Below are 22,670 nucleotides of genomic sequence, written 5' to 3'. Positions count from 1 at the left end.
GGCACACTGCGACCATGACCGATGCGCCGATCGCCATGTTCCGTCTCTTCGCACTCGACTGCCCGGACCCGATGGAGCTCGCCCGGTTCTACTCGGCGATCACCGGCTGGCCGGTGATCGGTCCCACCGACGCCGACCCGGACTGGGTCGAGCTCGACCCGGGTGGGGCGGGCGCCACGCTGGCGTTCCAACAGATCTCCGAGGGGGAGTTCACCCCGCCCGAGTGGCCCGGGCAGGTGCGCCCGCAGCGCGGACACGTCGACTTCGTCGTGCCCGACCTCGACGCCGGGGAGGCCGCGGTGCTGGCGATCGGGGCGCGCAAGCACGACGTCCAGCCCGCGCCGGCGAGCTTCCGGGTGTTCCTCGACCCGATCGGGCACCCGTTCTGCCTGGTCAAGGAGTAGCGGGCGCACCCAATGCCGCCGCCTCCTCGCGGATCGCCCGCACGAGAGCCGAGGCCGCGCCCGACGGCGCGCCGGCGGTGACCGCGAGCAGCGCACGGTCCGGCACGACCGGGTTGCGCACCGGGATCCAGCGCACGTCACGCGGCACCGAGTCCGCGGCGAGGCCGGGCACCACGGTGACGGCCAGCCCGGCGGCGACCAGCCCGAACCGGGTCGCCCAGTGGCGCGCCTCGTAGCCGATGTGCGGCTCGGACAGGCCCGGCCACGCGCCGAACTGCGGCTCGCCGGCCGGGCCCGCTCCGGCCACCCAGGTCTCGCCGACCAGGTCCTCCACGTCGAGCACGTCACGGTCGGCGAGCCGGTGCGCCCGGCCGACGGCGACTCCCGAGCCACGGGGGACGTGCAGTGTCTCGGCACGCAGGCCGTCGAGGTCCGGCGCGGGGAGCCCGTCGCCCACCGCGACCACCGCCACCTCCACCTGTCCGGCACGCAACCGTCGCACCTGGACAGGGCTCGCCGCCTCCTGCAGGGCGACCCGCAGGCCCGGGTGCCGGGCACGCGTCCTGGCGACGGCCCTCGGCAGCAGCACCGCCGTCGCCGTCGGGAACCCCGACGCCACGAGACTCCCGGCGAAGCGGTCGCGCACTCCGGCGACCTCCTCGAGCGCGCCGTCGAGCTCGGCGAGCACCCGGCCCGCCCGCCGGATGACGACCTCACCGGCGGCCGTCGGTCGCACCCCGCGCGGCAACCGCTCGAACAGCTCCGAGCCCGCGGCCGCCTCCGTGGCCGCGACCTGCCGGGACACCGCCGACTGCGTGTACCCGAGCACGGTCGCCGCGCCGCTGAACGAGCCCTGCCGGGCCACCTCGAACACGGTCCGCAACCCGGCGACGGTCAGCTCGGCCATGAGTCGATGGTATGCGTTCTGCTCATGTCTGTTGTGCACAGGTCTCGCTTGTCGCATGTGTTGGAGCGACGCACGCTGGACCCATGACGAACGACAAGGTGTGGTTCCTGACCGGCGCGTCGCGGGGCTTCGGGCGCCTGTGGGCCGAGGCCGCGCTGCGGCGCGGTGACCGGGTCGCCGCGACGGCGCGGGACGTGCGCACGCTCGACGGCCTCGTCGCCGCCCACGGCGACGCCGTGCTCCCGATCTCGCTCGACGTCACCGACCGCCCGGCGGTGATCGACGCCGTCCGCCGGACCGTCGAGCACTTCGGCCGGCTCGACGTCGTCGTGAACAACGCGGGGTACGGGCACTTCGGTGCCGTCGAGGAGCTGAGCGAGGACGAGATCCGTGCGCAGATGGAGACCAACTTCTTCGGCGCACTGTGGGTGCTGCAAGCCGCCCTGCCCGTCCTCCGCCGCCAGCGCAGCGGACATCTCGTCACCGTGACGAGCGAGGGTGGCGTCCGCGCGTTCCCCGGGATCGGCGCGTACCACGCGTCGAAGTGGGCGGTGGAGGGGCTTACGCAGTCCCTCGCCGGCGAGGTCCGCGAGCTCGGGATCCGCGTCACGAACGTCGAGCCCGGCCCGTACGCGACGGGGTGGCTCGACGCCACCCGGCACAGCGCGCCGCTGCCGGACTACGACCACGTCCGGGACTCCGCGGGAACCTTCGACGTCGGGGACCCGGAGGCGACGGTCCCCGCGCTGCTCGCCGTCGTCGACGCCGAGGACCCGCCGCTGCGGGTGTTCTTCGGCCGGTCGTTCGAGGCCGTCCGAGCGCAGTACCTGGCACAGATCGCGGAATGGGAGCGCTGGCAGGACGTGGCCCTGGAAGCGTTCGGGCCGGTCCGGGCCGGATGACCGGTGCGGGCCGGCGCCCGCACCGGAACCGGATGCGTTCGCCACCGCACGAATCCGGCGGGGTCGGCGGATCGGTGTGAGGATCAGGTCTCCGTCGACGGCGAGGGGCCCGCGATCATGACCGCACCGACCACCCCGTACACCGAGCTGGGCGAGGCTCTGGGCACCGACTTCTTCTCGGTGCGCGACCAGTTCACCGACGAGCAGTGGCAGCGCTTCGCCGACACCCGCACGTTCGTCGACTCCGAGGTCCTCCCCGACATCAACGACTACTGGGAGCGCGCCGAGCTGCCCTGGCACCTGTTCCGGCGGCTGCCGGAGCTCGGGGTCGTCGGCGAGGACATCCAGGGCTACGGGGCGGCCGGGATGAGCCCGCTCGCGCTCGGCCTCGTGCACATGGAGCTGCACCGCGGCGACGGCTCGCTCGGCACGTTCCTCGGGGTGCACGCGGGCCTGGCGATGAAGGCGATCGCGATGTGCGGCTCGGAGGAGCAGAAGCAGCGCTGGCTGCCGTCGATGTCGACCATGGACTCCCTCGGCGCGTTCGCGCTGACCGAGCCGATGCACGGCTCGGACTCGGTCGCGCTGGAGACCACCGCGACCCGCGACGGCGACCACTGGGTGCTGCGCGGGTCCAAGCGCTGGATCGGCAACGGCAGCGTCGCGGACCTGGTGGTCGTGTGGGCGCGCGACACCGACTCCGGGGAGGTGCTCGGGTTCGTCGTCGAGACCCCGGCGGAGGGATACCGGGCCACCGTCATCCCGGGGAAGGTGTCGCTGCGGGCGCTCTGGCAGGCCGACATCGAGCTGGACGGGGTCCGGGTGCCGGAGGAGAACCGGCTGGCGCGGGCCCGGACGTTCGCCGACTGCGCCGCGGTGCTGGCCACCACCCGGGGCACCTGCGCCTGGATGGCACTGGGCCACGCGACCGCCGGCTACGACGCCGCCCTGCGCTACGCCCTGGAACGCGAGCAGTTCGGCAAGCCGCTGGCGAGCTTCCAGATCGTGCAGCAGCGGCTCGTCGCGATGCTCGCCGACCTGACCGGCATGCAGCTCTACTGCATGCAGTCCGCGCGCCTGGCCGAGGCGGGGAAGCTGTCCCCGACCGTCGCGGGGCTGGCGAAGATGCACAACACCCGGACCGCCCGCAAGATCCTCTCCGAGGCACGGGACCTGCTGGGTGGCAACGGCATCCTGCTGGAGCACCACGTCGTGCGGCACTGGGCCGACATCGAGGCCATCCACACCTTCGAGGGCACCGAGACGATCCAGACCCTCATCGTGGGCCGCGACGTGACCGGGATCAGCGCGTTCACCTGATCCCGGCCGGCACAGGTCAGGCGGGCAGGTCGCGCGGGCCGGGCTTCTCGCGGCCGAACCGGCGGGCCAGGTCGGCCTCGACACGGCGGTCCGAGCGCCGCTCCAGCCACCGCCGCCCCCGGGCCGTCCGCGCGACGAGCAACGACTCGACCAGGTTGCGCAGCACCTGCGACGGCCACATCCACGGCGCGGTCACCGGCAGGTCCAGGTCGCGCAGGCCCTCGGCGCGCAGGAACACCCGCAGCAGCGACAGCAGCCGTCGCCGCTCCCAGGCGCCGCGGAGCCGGTCGATCCGGCCGCCGGTCCGCTCGCTGCGCAGCCCCTCGACCAGGGCGCCCGCGAGCTGCGGGCCTGCCGGGGTGACCTCGCCCTGGGCCAGCACGATGTGGTGGTTGAACGCGTTCTGCTCGCGCTCGCTGTCGAACAGCCAGTCGTCGTCGACGCCGATGAGCCACCCGACGTAGCGCCACAGGTGCATGATCGCGGCGCCGTCGGCACGCGGGACGTGCCGTCCGAGCAGGCGGCAGCCGAGGATCGCGGTGCTGTTGAACAGCCCGAGCGTGGCCGCGGCGTCGGACTGGTTGATCGGCAGACCGTGGGTGTCGACGTCGTAGCGGTCGCCGCGTTCGAACCGCTCCGCGACGAGCGCGTGCATCGCACGCACGTGCAGCGTGGCCGCCCAGCCCTCCCCACCGGGCTCCATGCCGCCGGGGCGGCTGACGGCGAACGCCCACGCCTGGGTCTCGCCGAGGCGTCGCATGGCGCCGGCGCCGGTGAGCCCGCCGGTGCGGACGAGCAGCTCGGTGGGGCCGCCGTAGCGGTAGCCGCCGATCAGCGACAGGCCGAGCAGGACGTCGTCGCGGCTGCGGCCGAGCCTGCGGTAGGCACGGGCGCCGCGTTCGAGCAGGTCCCGGTCGAGCCAGTCCGGGTCCGGGGTGACGGCGGCGAAGAAGTCCCGCAGCGCGGGCGGCGCGTCGGCCGGCGCGGCACCCGCGGCGAGCGCGGTGTGCAGGGCGCGCATGGCCACCCGCTGCGGGTCGTCTCGGTCGCGGCCCATCGCGCGGGCCAGGGCGGCGCCGGTCTCGTCGCGGGTGAGCATCCGGCGGCCGATCTCGGCCAGCAGTGCCGGGTCGGGGTCGCGGACCCCGGCGACCAGGCCGAGCGGACGGGCGATGCGCGCCGCGCGTTCGGGCGCACTGTGGAAGCGTCGCGGGGCGACGGGCGGCTCTGCCAGCATGGACGAATGCTGACACGAGCAAATGCTCGCTTTCAACGCGCGTTCCGGGGCACCCGGTGACCGCCCGCCGGGCCCGGCGACGCGAGCCGCGCCAGGAGCGGTCCCGGGCGATGGTGGAGCGGATCGTCGCCGCGGGCCGGGAGGTACTGGTCACCCGCGGGTACGACGGCGCGTCGACGAACCGGATCGCGGCCGTCGCCGGGGTGTCGCCCGGGTCGCTCTACCAGTACTTCCCGGACAAGGACGCGGTGCTCACCGAGGTGCTGGACCGCTACCTCGACGCGATGGAGGCTCGCGTCTCGCGCGCGTTCCTCGACTCGGTCGCCACGGCCGGGCCGGGCGCCGGGACCGCCACGGCGGTGCGCGCGACGCTGGACGCGCTGCTCGACACGTTCGGCGAGGAGCCGGACCTGCTGCGGGTGATCGTCGAGCAGCTGCCGCGCTCCCCCGGCGGGCGCCGCGCCGCGTTCGCCGGCCGGATCGACGACCTGGTCACGACGGTGCTGCTGACCCGCGGAGCCGGGGACACCGACGCGGCGCGGGCCGCGGCGTGGACGGTCGTGCGGACCGTCGAGCACCTGACCACCGGCTACGTGCTGGAGCGGCCGGGGTTCGCGCGGGAGGTCGTCGTCGACGAGCTGACCGCGCTGGTGGCGGGCTACCTGGACGCGCGCCTGTCCGGTGGGCGGGTGGCGTCCGACGGGCCGTCCTGACCGGGCTCGACCGGGAGTCCGGCCGCGGCCCATGCGCGGAACCCGCCGACGACGTCGGTCGCCCGGTGCAGTCCGATGTCCTGCAGCGACGCGGCGGCCAGACTGGAGCTGTAGCCCTCCGAGCAGAACAGCACCCAGGTGACGTCGTGGTCGACGGCCTCGGGGACGCGAGCGTCGGAGGTCGGGTCGAGCCGCCACTCCAGGTGGTTGCGCTCGATCACCAGCGCGCCGGGGATCTGCCCCTCCTCGCGGCGCTGCCAGCCCGGCCGGGTGTCGACCAGGTGCGCCCCGGCGGCGGCGAGCTCCGCGGCACGCTGCGGAGTGGGCCGGTCGAGCCGGGCGCGGGCGGCGACGAGCAGGTCGGCGACGGTGCGGCTCATCCGACACCCTGCCCGGGTTCGACGAGCTCCGTGCGGGTGCGGCGCAGGCGGTGGTGCCCGGTGGTGCCCGCGACCTCCTCGACGTCGTAGTACGACATCGCCGACAGCGGCGGCGAGTAGGCGTGCACGCTCACCGCGGGGGCCTCGGCGGTGTTGGCGACGTCGTGCACGTGGCCCAGCGGGAACCCGGCGCCGCGGCCGTGGCGCAGGGTGCGGGTGCGCAGCCCGGACGGGCCGCTCCAGCGGCGCTCGGTCAGCGAGCCCGACACCACGGTCAGCGCGCCGAGAGAGCCGGCGTGGTCGTGCAGCTCCGCGATCTGCTCGGTGGCCCAGCTGATCAGCCAGACGTCGACGAAGCCGTCGCTGCGCAGCAGCCGGTACCAGCGACGGTCCGGGTCGACGACGACCTCGTGCTGCCCGGCGCGCACCTCGGCGGCGATCTCGCGGGTCAGCTCCTGCAGGTCCTCGAGGCCGTACGGGGTGGGCGCGGTGACGGGCCGCGCGTGCGGGACACGCGGCCGGGGGCGGGCGGGACCGTGCCCGGGACGGGTCGAGCGGGGAACGGACAGACCGGTGGGCACGGAGGCAGGCGCGGACACGGGAGTACTCCAGGAAGAGGTCGGGCGAGCGTGGTCGAGGGACTCAGCTCGGGCGACAGCCCTGGTCGAAGTGGTCGGCGCGACGGGTCCCCCACAGGGGTCCGAGGGTCGCTGCCTGACTCATGTCCCGCATGCCATCACAGCGACGGGCACCGTTTCAACCCGCCGTCCGACCCGCGGGAGGACCCCGCGGGTGTCCGGACAGGTCGGGTCAGGCGCCGTCGTCGTCGGACATGCCGATGACGGTGTCGAGACCCGACAGGACCAGCGAACGACGGGCCTGGCTGCCGGCGGGCGCGACGAGGGTCAGCGCGGCCCCTCCTGCCCGCATCCGGCGCGCGACCTCCGACAACAGGGCCATCCCGGCGCTGCTGACGAACGCCTCACCGGGCAGGTTCAGGGTGATCGGCAGCCCGCGGTCGACGTGCTCCATCAGCGGGGCCCGGATCGCCGAGACCCCACCGAGGTCGAGGTCGCCGACGATCCCGATCCGCACGCCGTGCGCGTCCGGGACGGCACGCAGCCGGGCGCGGACGGTGCCGTCGTCACCCTCGCCGGACGAGGTGTCGTCCCGGTCGCGGTCCCGTTCGGGCTCCCCGGCGACGAACTCCACCGGCGGACCCGCGCCCGGGGTGCCCACCTCGACCGGGATCGCGGGCAGCAGGAACCGCACGGTGGTGCCGGAGTCCGACGCGTCGATGTGCACGTCACCGGCGAGCTCGCGGATGAGCGCGATGCCGCGGCCGCGGTAGCCGGGGTCGGCCGGCGGGGGCCGCCAGCGTCCGCCGTCGGTGACGCGCACCGCGACCGAGCCGTCCGCGGTCAACGCCAGGTCGACGTCGACACCGGCACCTCCGTCGGTGTCCTCGGGCAGGTAGGCGTGCTCGATGGAGTTGGTGGCGGCCTCGCCGACGGTCAGCTGTAGGTCGCTGACCGCGTCCGGGCCCATCCCGCACCGCGCGGCCCAGGCCGCCACCGCGCGACGCAGCGGGGCGAGCCGTTTCGGGTCGGCCTCGATCGCGATCCGCAGCGGCGGCGGCATCAGCCGGGCGACGACGACGACCGTGTCGTCCGGGATGACCATCCCCTCGGACATCCGGTGCAGCAGCGTGTCCGCCATGTCGCGGGGCTGCGCGGCGGACAGCTCGTCGAACGCGGCGGACAGCCGGGCCAGGCCGTCGTCGATGACCTCGTCACGGCGTTCGAACAGACCGTCCGAGCAGAGCAGGATCGTCTCGCCGGGTTCCATCCGGTCCACGGCCTCGGGGAACGGGGGCCGACCCGAGATCCCCAGCGGCACGCCGCGGCCCTCGGACAGCGTCCGCACCCCGTCCGGGCCGGCGACCAGCGGCGGGGGGTGCCCGGCGCTGGCGTAACGCATCTCGCCGGACCCGGTGTCGATCGTCGCGATGGCCACGGTGCTGGCCATCGCGCCGCGCACCCGCAGCGCGTACTGGTCGAGCTGCTCGAGGGCCCGCGCCGGGGGCTGGCCGTTGACCAGGTTCGACGCGACCGCGGACCGCAGCTGCCCCATCACCGCGGCCGCCGCCGGGCCGCGGCCGACGACGTCGCCGACGACGAGCGCCACCAGGTCGTCGCCGAGGTCCAGGACGTCGAACCAGTCGCCTCCGGCCTCGGTGCCCTGGGTGCCGGGGCGGTAGCGGGTGGCCAGCGACAGCCGTTCGATGTCGGGCAGGCGCTGGGGCAGCAGGCTGCGTTGCAGGGTGACCGCGACCTCGTGCTCCGCCTGGTGCAGCTGGGCGCGGACGATCGCCTGCGCGCACTGGTTGGCCAGCGTGAGCACGAAGCTGCGCTGCTCGGGGGTGAACACCGGCTCGACCGGGAACCGCAGCCCGATGACGCCGATGGGGCGGGCCGCGACCATCAGCGGCACCGCGGTCTGCACCGGGTAGCGCCGGACCTCGCCCTCGGCGGGCTCGCCGGCGTTCCAGATCGGCTCGCCGCTACTGACGGCGCGGCTCAGCGGGTGCGCGCGGCCGGGGGTGCGCATCGGCGGGCCGTCGGCCGGCCAGCCGGACTCGCGCAGCAGCGAGAGCGTGCCGCCCTCGTCGACCACGAGCACCGCGACCGCCTCGGCCCCGATCGAGATCCGGCCGTGCTCGACGACGACCTCGGCGACCGACTCCAGGTCGGTGGCCCTGGCCAGCCCGGTCGCGACCGCGCCGAGGCGCTCGGCGAGCCGGCGGGCCTCGGTCTCGGCCTCCAGCATCGAGGCCCGGTCCAGCGCCTGCGCGGCGAGCTCGGCGACGGCGACGGCCGCCTCCTTGTCCGCGTCGGACAGCCGTCGTTCGGTCAGCATGGCGACCGCGAGGACCCCGAGCGAGCGCCCACCGGCGACGAGCGGCAGGTAGCCGATGGTCTGGGCGTGGTCCGGTGCGATGCCGATGGCCGCGGGGTAGCGCGTCGCCCACTCGTGCGCGGTGGTGAACCACAACGGCTCGTGCCCGGACAGGACCTCGGTGAACGCCAGCGGCGCGTCGGTCCGGATCCGGGCGGCCCGCTGCCACATGTCGCGGTCCCAGCCGTGCCCGGTGAGCGCCTGCAGCCACTCGCCCCGGACCTCCCAGAGCCCGGCGTGGTCGGCGGCGAGCAGGTCGACGATGTGGTCGGCGGCGATGGCGGCGACCTCACCGGGGGTCGCGGCGGCCGACATCTTGGCGGTGGCCCGGTGCAGCAGGCCCAGGCGCTGGGCCGAGGCGCGTTCCTGCTCCAGCAGGCGGGCGTTGTCGACGGCCAGCCCGGCCCGGCGGCCGATCTCGGACAGCAGGTCCAGGTCGTCGTCGGTGTAGGGGTCGCCGGTCTCGGTGCGGACGACGGTCAGCACGGCGCTGGTGCGGCCGCGAGCGGGCAGCGGCACGACCATCACCGAGGTCATGCGCAGCCGGGTCCAGGCCCGGCGCTGGGTGGGTGCGAGCCGGCTCAGGACCTCGTCGAGGTGGGCGGCGTCGAGGATCTCGGGGCGGCCGTCGTCGGCGGCGGGGACCAGCGGGGCGAGCCGCCACAGTGAGGGTTCCAGCGCCGAGCGCTCCGCGGCCACGGCGAGGGTGCCGGTTCCGGTGACCGCGTCGCCGTCGTGGACGACCGCGATGTCGGCGAGCCGGTCCTCGACGACGGCCCGGACGAGCTGATCCGTGCGTCCGGTGCGGGTGATCTCCCGTTCCAGGGACTCGGCGACCTCGGAGTAGATGCGGTGCCGGCGCTGCTCACGGTGCTGGACGTCGATGTCGAGACAACCGCCGACGTAGCCCGCGGAGCGTTCGCCGTCGCGCACGGGAGCGCCCCGGTCGAGCACCCAGCGGTAGCGGCCCGCCCGGTCCAGGAGCCGGTACTCGACCTCGAACGGCGCGTGCGCGCGGGCGGCGGCGGAGGTCACCGAGCGGTAGCGCTCGCGGTCGTCGGGGTGGATGCGGCGGCGCCAGTCGTGGCCCAGCTCCTGCGCGGCGTCCTCGACGCCGGTGAAGTCCAGCCAGCCGCGGTTGACGAACAGCCGGTGCCCGCCGGGGTCGTCGACCCAGATCAGCGCCGGGGTGGAGTCGGCCATGGCGCGGAACTGCAGCTCGGCGGCCCGGCGGACCCGGCCGAGATGCAGGTGGTTCGCGACCCTCGCGAGCAGCTCGCGGGCGGAGAACGGGCGGACCAGGTAGTCGTCGGCGCCGGCGGCGAAGCCCTCGACGGCGGCCTCCTCCCCGGCCCGCGACGACAGCAGCACGACCGGCACCCCGACCGTGCGGGGGTCCGACCGCAACGCCCGCAGGAGCTCGATGCCACCGTTGCCGGGCAGCGCCGCGTCCGCGACGACCAGGTCCGGCGGGTCGGTGCGGGCGGACTCCAGCGCGGCCGAGCCGTCGGCGACGACCCGCACGGTCCAGCGTTCGGTGAGCAGGTCGCGCAGGTAGCCACGCATCTCGCGGTCGTCGTCGACGACGAGCACCCGGTCTCGGTGGTCGACCTCCAGCCCGTCGACGACCGACCCGTCCACCGAGCGGCCGCGGGCGAGGACCGGCGGGACGTCGGCGGGCTCGTCGGGCAGCCAGCGCAGCGCCTCCGCGACGTAGGGCGCGGCGAGCTGCGGGGCGGATCGGGACCCGACCCGGGCCCGGACGAGGCGTTCGGGGGGCAGATGGGCGAAGCCCAGCGGCAGCCGCACGGTGAACGTGCTGCCCGCGCCGGGGTCGCTGGTCACGCCGATGGTGCCGCCGTGCAGGCGGACCAGCTGGCGGATCAGCGGCAGGCCGAGGCCGCTGCCGTCGCCGCTGCGGCCGTGCCGCCGGGTGGGCCGGTGGAAACGGTCGAACACCGCCTTCAGCTCACCGTCCTCGATGCCGGCGCCGGTGTCGGAGACCCGCAGCACGACCTGCTCGCCGTCCTGGGCGAGGTCGACGGTGATCCCGCCCTCGCGGGTGTACTTGACCGCGTTGCTGAGCAGGTTGAGGACGATCTTCTCCCAGGCGTCGCGGTCCACCCAGACCGGCCGGGCCTGCGGCGGGCAGGTCACCGACAGCTCCAGCCCGGCCCGTTCGACGACTGGCGCGAACGCGTCGACGAGCGCCGCGGTGGTCTTCCCGATCTCGGTCGGCGCGAACATGCCGTCGTACCTGCCGGTCTGCAGGGCGGAGACGTCCAGCAGACCGTCGACGAGCTTGAGCATCCGCTGGGCGTTGCGCTGCGCGAGCTCCACCTGGGTGCGGACGGCGGCGTCGTCGTGGTCGCGCAGCCGCTCCAGCGGTCCGAGGACGAGGGTCAGCGGGTCACGGAACTCGTCGCCGAGACCGGCGTAGTACTCGGCACGGGCCTGCTCGACCAGGCCGGCGTCGTCGCGCCGGTCGCGCTCGCGGTCGCGGGCGAGCGCGGCGGTCAGCAGGCCACCGATGGTGCCCGCGATCAGCCGCAGGAACGAGCGGTGGTCGTCGTCGAGCGGGAGCAGTGGCGGCGCCCCGATGACGACGGCGACGCCGGTCGACCCGTCGGGGGTGTACACCGTGGACCGCACGACGTCGGTGACCGGGGCACCGTCGTTGCCGTGGACCTCCACCGGGTCGACGGCGAGGAACTCGACGTCGGTGGCGCGGTCGGAGTCGAGGCCGTCCGGGAGCCAGCCCGCGGGCGGCGCGTCGATGCGGACGGTGGCCAGTGGGCCGGGGTCGGCGCCGATCGCCGTCACGACGGCGCAGCCGACGTCGTCGGGCAGGTCGGTCAGGACCGTGCAGAGCCGTTCGACGGCGATGTCGAGGGTCGGGGCGTCACGGGACACCTCGCCGAGCGCGGCCAGGATCGTCATGCGCCGGCCGCCGACCACCTGGGCCGTGGACTCGGCGGTGAAGACGATCAGACCCCGGACGTCGCCGTCGGGGCCACGGACGGGGGTGGCGGAGTAGGTCCACCACGTCGCCTCCGGCACGTCCCACCGCCGCAGCACCAGGCGGTCGTCGCGCCGGTAGATGCCGTCGCGCCGGCCGCCGAGCATCTCCTCCAGAACTCCGGAGAGATGAGCGAAGGCCTCGGGCCAGGCGTCGCGCAGCGGTGTGCCGAAGCCCCCGGGATGACGCAGGCCCGCGTGCGGGACGAACTCGTCGTTGTAGAACACGACGAGCTCGGGTCCCCACCACGCGACGAGCGGCTGGCGGCTCTCCAGGATGAACCGGATGGTGTCCTCGAGCTCGCGGTCCCAGGTGTCGCGCGCGCCGAGCGGGGTCGCCGACCAGTCGATCGTCGCCAGCAGGTCGCGGACGGGGACGTACTCATCCTCCGTCCGCCGGTCGAACCGATCCACCGTGCGCGCCACCCCGTTCTGCCGTTCCGGCCCCAGGATCGCACCACCGGTGCGGATCCGGCGCGGTGAGGCGGGAGATCGCTCGGGTCAGGTCACCCGACGGGCCGCGTCGCGGTGCCGGTCGAGCCAGTCCCGCAGGTCCGCGAGCGGGGCCGCCCGGCCCGGTTCGTGGTAGATCTCGTGCCAGAAGTCGTCGTACCAGAGCACGGTGGTGTCGGCGGACCCGGAGCGCTCGTCGAGCAGCCGGGTGCCCGCCGGGTCGGTGAGCCGGTCCGCGGTGCCGTGCTGCACGAGCAGCGGGATCCGCAGCTCGGCGGCCCGGACGGGCAGCTCGGCCATCTGCCGGTAGATCTCCGCGCCGAGGGCCAGGGTGGGGCGGCCGTGGTGCACGAGCGGGTCGGCGTCGTAGTCGGCGACGACGGCCGGGTCCGAGCTGATCGCGGACGTGTCGATCCCGACCGGGCGGACCGTGGGCAGCACCTTCGCGACGACCGACAGCAGCGGGACGAGCGCGGCCGGGACGGCGTCGGAGGCCAGCGCGGGAGCGGACAGCACGAGTCCGTCGAGGCGGTTCTGGTGGCGCAGCGCGTAGGCGAGCGCGATCTGGCCGCCGAGGCTGTGCCCGAGCAGGAACACCGGGATGCCGGGGTGGCGGGCGATCGTCTCGCGACGGAACGTCTCGAAGTCGGTGAGCAGGTCGTCGTAGCGGCGGACGTGCACCCGGGTGCCGCCGGAGCGGCCGTGGCCGCGGTGGTCGAGGCCGTACACGGCCCAGCCGTCGGGGACCAGGGTGTCGACGACGGTGGCGTAGCGGCCGGAGTGCTCGCCGATGCCGTGACTGACGAGCAGGACGCCGGTCGGCTCCTCGGCGGGGAGGCGGCCCTGCCAGAACAGCTCGATGCCACCGACCCCGGGGAGCCGTCCGTGGACCTCCGTGGTGCCGGTCATCAGCCCGCCAAGTCGTGCCGCACGTCGTCGCCGGCGACGAGCTCGACCTCCACGCCAGGGCCGTCGCCCGCGGTGAGCAGGTAGCGGCCGGGGTCGAGGTCGGTGAGGCGGTAGGTCCCGTCCGCCGCGGCGGTCGACGAGGCGACCGGGTCGCCGTCCTGGGAGAGCACGACGACGCTGCCCGCGGGCGCCGAGCCGTGAACGGCGGCAGCAGCGACCAGGCGCAGGGTGGTGCCGGCCTGGTCGTCGCCGACGGTGCAGGTGGCGACGCCGGGCAGGTACCCGTCGGCACGGGCGACGACGACGAACGCCCCGGCGCCCGGCGCCGTGACCTGCGCCGTCCCGTCGGCGTCGGTGGTCGCGGAGCCGAGGGGCCCGCCGGAGCGGTCGCGCAGCGCGACCTCGGCGCCGCGCAGCGGGGCGTCGGTGGCGTCGACGACGCGGACCTCGACGTCCTGCGGCGCGGTGCCCGGTACGACCGTCGACGGCGCGGGGCCGGTCCGGGGAACGGACAGGGCCACGTCCTCGGCGCGGTCGGGGCGGACGGCGGTGGTCGGGCCGGCGTGCACGAGGGCCTCCTCGGCCTCCGGGGCGGTCGTGGACCGCTCCGGGATGGTGGGGTCCGGGGTCGGGGCCTCGGCCTGCTGATCCTGCTCCTGCAGTCCCTGCTCCCGCGGCTCCTGCTCCTCTGGTCCCTGCTCGTGCGGCTCCCGGTGGAGCGGGGCCGGGGCAGTCGTGCCGTCCTCCGTCGGGCCGTCCCCCATCGGTCCTCGAACAGGGGCGACCTCGGGGGCCGCGGTGTCGTCGAGAGCCGCGGTGTCATCGGGAGCCGTTGGGGCGTCGGCGGTGTCTTCCGCGTTGTCCTCTGTGGGGCTGCTGTCGGCAGCGGGCGTCCCGCGCAGCGACGGGGCGAGGTGCCGCGGCCCGCTCCCCGGGCGCACGGACCGCAGGACCCGCGGGGCGGGCCGGGGCGGCGGCTCGGGGTTGTCGCCGGTCTCGCGCGCGGCGCGGCCGCCGGCGGCCGCGAGCCCGATCGACGGGATCCGGCTCACCGGGGAGGTGTCGGTGGCGGTCTCGGGCGCGCCGGCCTGCTCGGGGACGCGGCCCGCCCAGGTGTGCGGGGTCGAGATGCGGTCCCGGGCCTCGCGGAACTCCCGCTCGGTGTCCGGGTCGGCCGGGGCGCGCACCGCCGTGCGCTCCGACGGCAGTGCCGTGACCCGCCGGACCAGGTCCGGGTCGAACGGTGCGCGGGCCTGGACCGTGGTGGCGGGCTGGGCCTCGTCGACCTCGTCGTCGCCCTCGTCGGCGGCCTTCTCGTCGGCGGCGGCCCCGGCGGCGGCGCCGGCCGCAGCAATCCCCGCGGCGGTGGCCCTGGCGGTGGCACCAGCGGTGGCACCAGCGGACGGGGTCCCGGCGGACGCGGCACCCTCGGTGTCCTCCGAGGACGCGGCGGCGGGCTCCCCGGTGGCGGTCGTCGACGTGTCCCCGCCGACCGCGTTGCCGGAGGTGGGCGTGCTGATGTCCGGCGCCGAGCTGTCCGGGCCCGGGCCGCCGGCCACGGTCACCTCGTCGGCGGCACGGGCGGCCGGGTCCGCGACGGCCCGTCGCCGCACGAACGGCGTCGGGGCCGGGGTCCGCCGGACCGGTGCCGGCTCGACGGGCTCGAGCGGCTTGCCGTCCTTGAACCCGCGCGACCAGGGCGGGCCGACCGGCCCGGCGCTCACGTCGGGGGTGACCCGCGGGACCGCCGGCAGCTCGTCGGTGGGGTCGGACGCGTCGACCGCCTCGGTGATGTCGGGCGCCGACGACGAGGGGCCGAACTCCTCCACGGTGTCCGCGACGGCGGGGGTCCGCGGACGCTCCTCCCGCGGGCCGACCACGGCGACGGGCGTGGTCGCGGAGGCCGCGTCAGCGGGATCGTCGTCCACCGCGGCGGCGGCCCCGGCGTCCGCACGGTCCGTGGGCTGCTCCTCGTCGGCCTCGGGCTCCGGCAGGTCCTCGTCCACCGGGGACACCGGGGAAGGGGACGCGGGAGGTGCCGGCGACGGGTCGGGCGCGGGCCTGCGCGACCCGCCGTCGAGGCCGCGGGCGCGGCGGTCGACGAGATCGGCGACGGTGCGCGGACGGTCCTCTTCGGACGACGCGACGTCGTCCTCCCGGCCCCGTCCCCACCGCAGGAACCCGGCGATCCCGACGGCCACCAGCACCACCACCACAACCAGCCCGAGCAGGGCCCACGTCGACATCTGGAAGTCCTCCTGCCGGAGCTGCGCGAACCGTCGTCCACGACACGGTGCGGCCCAGGAGGAGGTGCCCGTCGCCGGGCCCCGCTGCCCGGCCGGTCACGGTGACCCGCTCGGCGCATCCGGCGACGCACCGTAGCACCGCGGACCCCCTGACCGGGGGTGAGCGGAGGCGTCCCGCGTGTCGGTCACCGACGTTGCCCGTCTCACCCCGTGCGGCCGGGCCGGACCGCTGCTCATCCGCCAGGATCGACCCATGACCAGCGACCCGGTGACCCCCGAGCTCGCCGAGATCGCCGACGCCCACGGCGTCGCGACCTCGTACCTCGACGGCAGCAGGACCGAGCAGCGGATCGACGCGGAGGTGGTCCGCACCGTCCTCGGGTTGCTGGAGGTCGACGTCGCCTCCCCCGACGCGGAACGCGTGGCACTCGCCGGGGCCCGCGAGCGCGCCGGCGCCGGGGCGCTGCCGCCGACGATCGGGCTGCGCAGCGACCGTTCCCGCGCCGTGCCGGGCCGCGGGCGGCTGACCGCCGTCGACGGCGCACGGGGCGAGCAGGGCTGGGCCCGTGACGTCGACGGCGAGCTCCCCGCCGGGCTGGAGCCGGGCCGCTACGCGCTGGAGACGACGGCCGGGCGGGCCCACGTCGTCGTCGCACCGCCCACGCTGCCCGACCCGCCCCGGACCTGGGGATGGATGCTGCAGCTCTACGCCCTGCACTCGCGCGGGTCGTGGGGCATCGGCGACCTGGGCGACCTGACCACGCTGATCCGCGGCGGGCACGGGGCGGGCGCGGTGCTGCTCAACCCGCTGCACGCGATCACCCCGGTGCCGCCGGTGCAGCCCTCGCCGTACACGCCGTCCTCGCGCCGCTACGCCACCCCGCTGGCGCTGCGGATCACCGACCTGCCCGCCTACGCGGCCGCCGACGCCGCCACCCGCGCCGAGGTCGACGCGCTGCGTCCGGAGACGACCGGTGACCGGATCGCCCACGACCGCGTGTGGGCGGCGAAGCGGTCCGCGCTGGAGGCGCTGTGGCGCAGCGCCGGCCACCCCGACGGCGATCCCGACGACGACCTGCGCCACTTCGCGACCTACTGCGCCCTCGCCGAGCGCTACGGCGGCCGCTGGTCGCTGTGGCCTGCGGAGCTGCGCCGGCCGGACGGCCCCGGGGTCGCCGCGGCCCGCGAGGAGCTGGCCCCACGGGTCGCGTTCCACGCGTGGGTGCAGCGCCAGGCCGAGGCCCAGCTGGCCGCGGTCCGTGCCGCCGCGAAGGACGCGGGCATGCCGGTCGGGGTCATCCACGACCTCGCCGTCGGCTGCGATCCCGAGGGCGCCGACGCGTGGATGCTGCAGGACGTGCTCGCGCTCGACGCGACGGTCGGTGCCCCGCCGGACGCGTTCAACCAGCGCGGCCAGACGTGGGGTCTGCCGCCGTGGCGCCCGGACCGGCTCGCCGACACCGGCTACGCCGCGTTCGGCGACATGACCCGCGCGCTGCTCGCGCACGCCGACGGCCTGCGGATCGACCACGTCATGGGGCTGTGGCGGCTGTGGTGGGTGCCCTCCGGGCAGACCGCCGACCGCGGCACCTACGTCCACTACGACGCCGACGCGATGCTCGCCGTCCTGCTGCTGGAGGCCCACCGCGCGGGCGCGCTGGTCGTCGGTGAGGACCTGGGCACGGTGATACCGCGGATCCGCGAGGACATGGCCGAGCGGAACCTGCTGGGCTCGACGGTGCTGTGGTTCTCCCGCGACCCCGACCCCGTGACCGGCGGCGACGACGGTCCGCTGCGCCCGCCGCGCCGCTGGCCGGAGCGGTCGGTCGCGACGATCTCCACCCACGACCTGCCGACCGCGCCCGGGTTCCTGGCCGGCGAGCAGGTGCGGGTGCGCGCCGAGCTGGGGCTGCTCGACGACCCGACGACCGAGGAGGCGAAGGCGGGCGCCGAGCGGGACGAGCTGCTGGCGCTGCTGACCGCGGAGGGGCTGCTCGACTCCCCGGACGAGACCGACGAGGACACGATCGTGGTCGCGCTGCACGCGCTGCTGGCGTCGGCGCCGTCGCGGCTGGTCCTGGCCTCCCTCTACGACGTGCTGGGCGAGACCCGGCAGCCGAACCTGCCCGGCACCGTCGACGAATACCCGAACTGGCGGATCCCGCTGCCGGTGTCGCTGGAGGACGCACTCGCCGACGACCGGGTCCGCCGCGTCGCCGAGGTGCTGCGCGCCCGGACCGGCGACGACGGCTGACCCGCGGCCCTGGCAGGATGCCGCCCCGATGAGCGTCGAGAACACCTCCGCGGGAATGGACCCGACCGCCGTCGACCTCGTGCGGGCCGACGGCACCGCCGGTGCGCTGTGGCAGGCCTGGACCACCGGCGAACGGATCGCCGCGCTGCCGGAGCTGCTGCGCCCGCGCAGCCTCGCCGAGGGCTTCAGCGCGCAGCGCAGGCTGTCGGAGCGGGCCGGGCCGTCCTACGGCTGGAAGCTCGCGGCGACCGCGCCCGCCGGGCAGACCCACATCGGTGTGGACGCCCCGCTGCCGGGGGCGCTGTTCGAGCGGTTCCGGCACTCCCCCGGCGACGTGGTGCCCTCCGACGACCTGCACATGGCCGTCGCCGAGGCGGAGTTCGCGTTCGTCATGGGCGCGGCGGTCGGCGCCGACGCGACCCGCGAGGAGCTCCGGGCCGCGGTCGCCGCCGTGCACGGCGCGGTGGAGCTGCCCGAGTCGCGGTTCACCGACTTCGTCGCGGCCGGGGCGCCGTCGATGCTGGCCGACGCCGCCTGCGCCGGGCGGTTCGTGCTGGGCCCGGAGCTGCCCGGTGCCCTCGACCTGGACCTCGCGTCGACCCCGACCACCCTCCGGGTCGACGACGCCACGGCGACCGGCTCCGGCGCGGCCGTCCTCGGCGACCCGTGGGCGGCACTGGCCTGGCTCGCCGACGTCCTGCCCGGCTACGGGCTCCGGCTGGAGGCGGGCACGGTCGTCACCACGGGGACGACGACCACCCCCGTGCCCGTGCACCGCGGCGCGCGGGTCCGTGCGAGCTTCGGCGACGACCTCGGCTCGGTGGAGTTCAGCCTCGCCTCGTGACCGGCCGGGCGTCAGCGCACGACGTTCAACGCCCCCGCCGCGCAGCGGATGCGGATCGCGGTCCCGGCCGCGACCTCGTCGACCTCGCCGTCGATCTGCACCGGCATCGGCCCGCACGCGGTGAACCGGAAGTCCGATGTGGACGGCTGCCGACCGAGTCCGGAGAACGCAGCCCGGGCGGCCACCCACAGCTGCTTCCACTTCGGACGGTGCTCCAGCAGCACGACCTCGAACCGGCCGTCGTCGGGACGGCTGGTGGCCGACAGCTCGGCGACCTTGGCCATCTCGCCGATGTTGGCGAAGACCAGGTTGTCGATCCGGCGCCGGTCGCCGCGGGAGAACTCCACCTCGAACGGGGTGAACGCCCAGAACGCCCGCACCGTGGTGATGACCTCCCGGATGCTGCCCTTGCCGCCCTTCTCGATCTGCAGCGCGACGACCGGGGTCAGCCCGAACCCGATGTAGGAGTGCGCGTAGCGCGGCGGGTCCTCGTCGCGGTGCATCTCGAGCAGGTCCATCGGCTCGGGGCGGCCGTCGAGGATCGCCTCGGCCAGCGGACGACGTGCGGTGACGCGGTCGTGGTCGTTCGCGTTCCCGGCGGCCAGCACGGCGGCCGCGGCGGCGGTGCCCGGTACGTCCATGATCCCGTTGACGACCTCGTTGTAGCCGCCGTCGCCGGACGCCGAGACGATGAGCGGGCGCCCACCGGCGGACGCGGCGTCCCTGGCGATGACCCGGGCGTGCCCGGCGTACTCGGTGGGTACGAGCCGCACGCTGAGCTCGGGCCGGGCGGCGTGGAGCTCGTCGCGCAGCTGTTCGGCGAGCACATCGGCATCCCCGGTACTGCCCGGGTTGAAGACCACCAGCACGGAGTCGATCGGCTCAGCCACGCGCACACCGTAGACGCCTGCGGCCCCGCCACCGTTGCGGCACGGTGGGAGTCATGGATCTGCAACTGAACGGGCGTCGGGCGATCGTGACGGGCGGGAGCCGCGGCATCGGGTTGGCGACGGCCAGGGCACTCGCCGCCGAGGGTGCCCGGGTCGCGTTGTTCGCGCGTGACGCCGGGGCCCTGGAGTCCGCCGCGGCCGCGCTGCGCGCCGAGGGGGCACCGGAGGTGCTCGCCGTCGCGGTCGACACCACCGACGACGACGCGGTCCGCCACGGCGTCGCCGTGGTCGCGGACCGGCTCGGTGGGGTGGACGTGCTGGTGAACGCCGCCGCGCGACCGGCGAGCGCGGGCCCGCCGACCGACCTGGCCTCCATCACCGACGACGCGGTGCGGGTCGAGCTGGAGACGAAGGTGCTCGGCTACCTGCGGTGTGCGCGGGCCGTCGCGCCGCTGATGCGCGCGCAGGGGTGGGGCCGGATCGTGAACGTCAGCGGCCTGAACGCGCGGAAGTCGTCGTCGCTGGTGGGGTCGGTGCGCAACGTCGCGGTGGCCTCGATGACGGCGGCACTCGCCCAGGAGCTGGGTCCGCACGGCATCAACGTGACGGTCGTGCACCCCGGTGCCACCGAGACCGAGCGGACGCCCGCCGCCCTCGCCGCGCGGGCGGAGTCGGCGGAGATCACCGAGGCGCAGGCGCGCGCGGAGCTCGACGCGACGACGACGATCGGCCGCATCACGACCGCCGCGGAGGTCGCCGACGTCATCACCTTCCTCTGCTCGCCCCGTTCGGTCGCCGTCACCGGGGACGCCGTCGCCGCGGGTGGAGGGACACCGGGGGTCGTGCACTACTGAGGCCCGGCGGGCGGACCGCCGCCGCCCGCCCGCAGCGCCGGATCGGCCCGGAGTGCCCTCCCGGATGGCACGATGGTCGGATGGAGGGGACCCGCGTGGACCGGTGGCTGTGGTCGGTGCGCCTGGCCAAGACCCGCGCCGACGCCGCGACGGCCTGCCGCGGCGGGCACGTGCGGATCAACGACCGGCCCGCGAAGCCGGCGGCGACGGTGCAGGTCGGCGACCGGGTACGGGTGCGGGTGTACGACCGGAACCGGATCGTCGAGGTCACCCGGGTGATCGAGAAGCGGGTCGGCGCGCCGATCGCGCAGGAGTGCTACATCGACCACACCCCGCCGGAGCCGACCGCCGCGGGGCAGCCGCTGTTCGCCCACCGCGACCGCGGGGCGGGGCGTCCGACGAAACGCGACCGCCGGATGCTCGATCAGCTGGGGCTGTCCCGCCGCACCTCCTAGGCCGGTGTGAGGATGGGGGCATGTACGACGCCCTCATGCGCCACGTGCTCCGGCACCTCCCGTCCGAGCCCGCGCACCGGATGGGGTTCGGTGTGGTCCGCGCACTCGGGACCGCGCCCGTCGTGGGTGAGCGGGTCGCGGAGCGGCTCGCTCCGTCGGACCCCGTGCTGCGCACCCGGGCGCTGGGTCTGGAGTTCGCCGGCCCACTCGGTCTGGCCGCCGGTTTCGACAAGGACGCCGAGGGTGTTCTCGCGCTCGGCAGGCTCGGGTTCGGAGCGGTAGAGATCGGGACGGTGACCGGGCGGGCGCAGCCCGGGAACCCACGGCCCCGCCTGTTCCGGCTGGTCGACGACGCCGCCCTGGTCAACCGGATGGGCTTCAACAACTCCGGTGCCGGGACCGTCGGGCCGCGCCTCGCCGCGCTGCGCACCCGCCCCCGGCCGGGGATGCCGGTGCTGGGGGTCAACATCGGCAAGAGCAAGGCGGTGCCCGCCGAGGACGCGGCGTCGGACTACCGCGCGAGCGCCGCGGCGCTGGGCGCCTACGCCGACTACGTCGTGGTCAACGTCAGCTCACCGAACACCCCCGGTCTGCGGGACCTGCAGCAGGTCGACGTGCTGGAGCCGCTGCTCGTCGCGGTGCGCGAGGAGCTGGACCGGGTCTCCGGCGGTCGTCGTGTCCCGCTGCTCGTGAAGATCACCGTGGACCTGGCTCCGGAGGACCTCGACGCCGTGGCCGACCTGGCCCGGCGCCTGCGCCTCGACGGGGTCGTCGCCACGAACACGACCGTGTCACGCGACGGCCTGCGCACCGCTCCCGACGTCGTCGCCGCGGCCGGTGCCGGCGGCTTGTCCGGACGCCCGTTGACCGAGCGTGCCCGGTCGGTCGTCCGCCAGCTGCGCACTCGGCTCGACGACGGCCAGGTCGTCATCTCCGCCGGTGGGATCGCCGACGCGGAGGAGGCCTACCGACGGATCCGCTCCGGTGCGGCGCTGGTCCAGGCCTACACCGGGTTCATCTACGGCGGTCTGCTCTGGCCCGCGCGGGTCCACCGGGAGCTCGCGGCGCTGCTGCGCGCCGACGGTTTCTCGTGTGTCGACGACGCTGTGGGTGCCGATCTCTGAGGGCTTTGGTGGCTGGTGTTGCCGCCGGGGGTGGCTGGTGTTGCTGCCGGCGGTTGTTCTCGGCCGACTGGGTGCCTCACAAGCGAGACTCCGCCTGTGTGTGCCTTATTGGCCCTGGCGTGCTCTCTCGCCGGTGGTGGAGAGTCGCGGGCTAGCCGGTGGTGCAGGGTCACGGCTTATCGACGGTGCGAAGTCGCGGCGGAGCAGCGTCATCGGCGGAGCAGCGTCATCGGTGGACCGGGGGTCGCCGTGGCCCCGGCCCCGGGCCGAGTCCCCGCCCACTCTCACCCCGCATCGCCCTGCCTTACCGCGCCTCATCCATCGCCGCGGGTGCGTTCGACCTCGCACACCGTCCTACGACCTCGCAGACCCTGCAGCAGATGCGAGGTCACAGAAACCTGTGCCCCGTGCCCCGCCCGGCTCACAGCCGGCGCAGAACAGAACGGGACAGAACGGGACGGGACGGGACGGGACGGGACCGACTCCACAACCGAAAGCGGGCCCAGAGCACAGGCACACAACGCCCCGCACCCCGCCGGGCGCACTGTGGGCAGCGCTGTCGTGCCCTGGCAGCCTACGGAGAGCCGACCGGAACAGAACCCAGAAAACAGGAAACGCCCCGGACAATGAAGTCCGGGGCGTTTCCTGATCATGTTGAATGTCGGCGGCGACCTACTCTCCCACACCCTGGCGAGTGCAGTACCATCGGCGCTGGAAGGCTTAGCTACCGGGTTCGGAATGGGACCGGGCGTTCCCCTACCGCAATGACCACCGACAACACTATTCAACAAACCCCCACACA

The 22,670-nt window shown here is 75.2% G+C and carries 17 protein-coding genes and 1 rRNA gene; 9 read left to right on the top strand and 9 right to left on the bottom strand.

Annotation, left to right across the window (positions count from 1 at the left end; genetic code table 11):
- Positions 1-14: 14 nt before the first annotated feature.
- Complete coding sequence (locus tag Ae717Ps2_RS00845) at positions 15-404, top strand: VOC family protein (RefSeq protein ID WP_020626316.1); 390 nt, start codon at positions 15-17, stop codon at positions 402-404.
- Here Ae717Ps2_RS00845 and Ae717Ps2_RS00840 read toward each other — a convergent pair.
- Complete coding sequence (locus tag Ae717Ps2_RS00840) at positions 394-1,311, bottom strand: LysR family transcriptional regulator (RefSeq protein ID WP_075332897.1); 918 nt, start codon at positions 1,309-1,311, stop codon at positions 394-396. The genes Ae717Ps2_RS00845 and Ae717Ps2_RS00840 overlap by 11 nt on opposite strands.
- Positions 1,312-1,394: 83 nt before the next feature.
- Between Ae717Ps2_RS00840 and Ae717Ps2_RS00835 the strand changes: the two genes are divergently transcribed.
- Positions 1,395-2,213: an SDR family NAD(P)-dependent oxidoreductase gene (locus Ae717Ps2_RS00835; protein ID WP_075308699.1), complete on the top strand. Its 819-nt coding sequence runs from the start codon at positions 1,395-1,397 to the stop codon at positions 2,211-2,213.
- Between the two features lie 117 nt (positions 2,214-2,330).
- Entirely contained in the window at positions 2,331-3,533 is a 1,203-nt protein-coding gene (locus tag Ae717Ps2_RS00830; RefSeq protein ID WP_075308701.1) for an acyl-CoA dehydrogenase family protein, read from the top strand.
- A gap of 16 nt (positions 3,534-3,549) precedes the next feature.
- Here the strand turns inward: Ae717Ps2_RS00830 and Ae717Ps2_RS00825 are convergent, their stop codons facing one another.
- Positions 3,550-4,770, bottom strand: coding sequence for an oxygenase MpaB family protein (locus tag Ae717Ps2_RS00825; protein WP_075332896.1), 1,221 nt, complete (start codon positions 4,768-4,770; stop codon positions 3,550-3,552).
- A 56-nt stretch (positions 4,771-4,826) separates the two neighbouring features.
- On the opposite strand from Ae717Ps2_RS00825, the gene Ae717Ps2_RS00820 reads away from it, so the two are divergent.
- Complete coding sequence (locus tag Ae717Ps2_RS00820) at positions 4,827-5,483, top strand: TetR/AcrR family transcriptional regulator (protein ID WP_198932117.1); 657 nt, start codon at positions 4,827-4,829, stop codon at positions 5,481-5,483.
- Here Ae717Ps2_RS00820 and Ae717Ps2_RS00815 read toward each other — a convergent pair.
- From Ae717Ps2_RS00815 to Ae717Ps2_RS00795, 5 genes are all read right to left on the bottom strand, one after another.
- Complete coding sequence (locus tag Ae717Ps2_RS00815; RefSeq protein ID WP_075308705.1) at positions 5,429-5,863, bottom strand: rhodanese-like domain-containing protein; 435 nt, start codon at positions 5,861-5,863, stop codon at positions 5,429-5,431. The two genes, Ae717Ps2_RS00820 and Ae717Ps2_RS00815, sit on opposite strands and share 55 nt — an antisense overlap.
- Positions 5,860-6,462, bottom strand: a complete 603-nt coding sequence (locus Ae717Ps2_RS00810) for a cysteine dioxygenase family protein (RefSeq protein ID WP_020626309.1) — start codon at positions 6,460-6,462, stop codon at positions 5,860-5,862. The genes Ae717Ps2_RS00815 and Ae717Ps2_RS00810 overlap by 4 nt, the downstream gene beginning before the upstream one ends.
- Positions 6,463-6,673: 211 nt before the next feature.
- The gene (locus tag Ae717Ps2_RS00805) at positions 6,674-12,253 is read right to left on the bottom strand and encodes a SpoIIE family protein phosphatase (protein WP_139320152.1); all 5,580 of its coding nucleotides are present in this window, start codon (positions 12,251-12,253) and stop codon (positions 6,674-6,676) included.
- Positions 12,254-12,340: 87 nt separating this feature from the next.
- Positions 12,341-13,201 (bottom strand): alpha/beta hydrolase, encoded by an 861-nt coding sequence (locus Ae717Ps2_RS00800; RefSeq protein WP_075308716.1) that lies wholly within the window; start codon positions 13,199-13,201, stop codon positions 12,341-12,343.
- The gene (locus Ae717Ps2_RS00795; protein WP_075332894.1) at positions 13,201-15,447 is read right to left on the bottom strand and encodes a carboxypeptidase-like regulatory domain-containing protein; all 2,247 of its coding nucleotides are present in this window, start codon (positions 15,445-15,447) and stop codon (positions 13,201-13,203) included. Before Ae717Ps2_RS00795 ends, Ae717Ps2_RS00800 begins: the two co-directional genes overlap by 1 nt.
- 253 nt (positions 15,448-15,700) lie before the next feature.
- Here Ae717Ps2_RS00795 and malQ point away from each other — a divergent pair, with 253 nt between their 5' ends.
- Both malQ and Ae717Ps2_RS00785 read left to right on the top strand, forming a co-directional pair.
- Positions 15,701-17,701 carry a 4-alpha-glucanotransferase gene (gene malQ / locus Ae717Ps2_RS00790; RefSeq protein ID WP_075308717.1) on the top strand — a complete coding sequence of 667 codons (2,001 nt, stop codon included), beginning with the start codon at positions 15,701-15,703 and terminating at the stop codon, positions 17,699-17,701.
- Between the two features lie 28 nt (positions 17,702-17,729).
- Complete coding sequence (locus tag Ae717Ps2_RS00785) at positions 17,730-18,545, top strand: 2-keto-4-pentenoate hydratase (protein ID WP_233147401.1); 816 nt, start codon at positions 17,730-17,732, stop codon at positions 18,543-18,545.
- An 11-nt stretch (positions 18,546-18,556) separates the two neighbouring features.
- Here the strand turns inward: Ae717Ps2_RS00785 and Ae717Ps2_RS00780 are convergent, their stop codons facing one another.
- Positions 18,557-19,435: a diacylglycerol kinase family protein gene (locus Ae717Ps2_RS00780; RefSeq protein WP_020625969.1), complete on the bottom strand. Its 879-nt coding sequence runs from the start codon at positions 19,433-19,435 to the stop codon at positions 18,557-18,559.
- 53 nt (positions 19,436-19,488) lie between these two features.
- On the opposite strand from Ae717Ps2_RS00780, the gene Ae717Ps2_RS00775 reads away from it, so the two are divergent.
- The 3 genes from Ae717Ps2_RS00775 to Ae717Ps2_RS00765 all read left to right on the top strand — a co-directional run bounded on the left by Ae717Ps2_RS00775 (position 19,489) and on the right by Ae717Ps2_RS00765 (position 21,868).
- The gene (locus Ae717Ps2_RS00775) at positions 19,489-20,289 is read left to right on the top strand and encodes an SDR family NAD(P)-dependent oxidoreductase (protein ID WP_075308718.1); all 801 of its coding nucleotides are present in this window, start codon (positions 19,489-19,491) and stop codon (positions 20,287-20,289) included.
- An 80-nt stretch (positions 20,290-20,369) separates the two neighbouring features.
- Positions 20,370-20,744, top strand: coding sequence for an RNA-binding S4 domain-containing protein (locus Ae717Ps2_RS00770; protein ID WP_020625426.1), 375 nt, complete (start codon positions 20,370-20,372; stop codon positions 20,742-20,744).
- A 20-nt stretch (positions 20,745-20,764) separates the two neighbouring features.
- Positions 20,765-21,868, top strand: coding sequence for a quinone-dependent dihydroorotate dehydrogenase (locus tag Ae717Ps2_RS00765; RefSeq protein WP_020625425.1), 1,104 nt, complete (start codon positions 20,765-20,767; stop codon positions 21,866-21,868).
- A 659-nt stretch (positions 21,869-22,527) separates the two neighbouring features.
- Here Ae717Ps2_RS00765 and rrf read toward each other — a convergent pair.
- Positions 22,528-22,644, bottom strand: a 5S ribosomal RNA gene (rrf, locus tag Ae717Ps2_RS00760).
- Positions 22,645-22,670: the final 26 nt, after the last annotated feature.

Source organism: Pseudonocardia sp. Ae717_Ps2 (genome assembly GCF_001932475.1).
Classification (GTDB): domain Bacteria; phylum Actinomycetota; class Actinomycetes; order Mycobacteriales; family Pseudonocardiaceae; genus Pseudonocardia.
The sequence above is the reverse complement of the archived record's forward strand: the minus strand, read 5'-3'. Positions and strand labels throughout refer to the sequence as shown.

Excerpts from the sequence above, each read along its gene's own strand:
- Ae717Ps2_RS00830 (WP_075308701.1), top strand. The coding sequence starts at position 2,331 with ATGACCGCACCGACCACCCCGTACACCGAGCTGGGCGAGGCTCTGGGC.
- Ae717Ps2_RS00815 (WP_075308705.1), bottom strand. The coding sequence starts at position 5,863 with ATGAGCCGCACCGTCGCCGACCTGCTCGTCGCCGCCCGCGCCCGGCTC.
- malQ (WP_075308717.1), top strand. The coding sequence starts at position 15,701 with ATGACCAGCGACCCGGTGACCCCCGAGCTCGCCGAGATCGCCGACGCC.
- Ae717Ps2_RS00770 (WP_020625426.1), top strand. The coding sequence starts at position 20,370 with ATGGAGGGGACCCGCGTGGACCGGTGGCTGTGGTCGGTGCGCCTGGCC.
- Ae717Ps2_RS00840 (WP_075332897.1), bottom strand. The coding sequence starts at position 1,311 with ATGGCCGAGCTGACCGTCGCCGGGTTGCGGACCGTGTTCGAGGTGGCC.
- Ae717Ps2_RS00785 (WP_233147401.1), top strand. The coding sequence starts at position 17,730 with ATGAGCGTCGAGAACACCTCCGCGGGAATGGACCCGACCGCCGTCGAC.
- Ae717Ps2_RS00795 (WP_075332894.1), bottom strand. The coding sequence starts at position 15,447 with ATGTCGACGTGGGCCCTGCTCGGGCTGGTTGTGGTGGTGGTGCTGGTG.
- Ae717Ps2_RS00800 (WP_075308716.1), bottom strand. The coding sequence starts at position 13,201 with ATGACCGGCACCACGGAGGTCCACGGACGGCTCCCCGGGGTCGGTGGC.
- Ae717Ps2_RS00845 (WP_020626316.1), top strand. The coding sequence starts at position 15 with ATGACCGATGCGCCGATCGCCATGTTCCGTCTCTTCGCACTCGACTGC.
- Ae717Ps2_RS00765 (WP_020625425.1), top strand. The coding sequence starts at position 20,765 with ATGTACGACGCCCTCATGCGCCACGTGCTCCGGCACCTCCCGTCCGAG.
- Ae717Ps2_RS00775 (WP_075308718.1), top strand. The coding sequence starts at position 19,489 with ATGGATCTGCAACTGAACGGGCGTCGGGCGATCGTGACGGGCGGGAGC.
- Ae717Ps2_RS00835 (WP_075308699.1), top strand. The coding sequence starts at position 1,395 with ATGACGAACGACAAGGTGTGGTTCCTGACCGGCGCGTCGCGGGGCTTC.
- Ae717Ps2_RS00825 (WP_075332896.1), bottom strand. The coding sequence starts at position 4,770 with ATGCTGGCAGAGCCGCCCGTCGCCCCGCGACGCTTCCACAGTGCGCCC.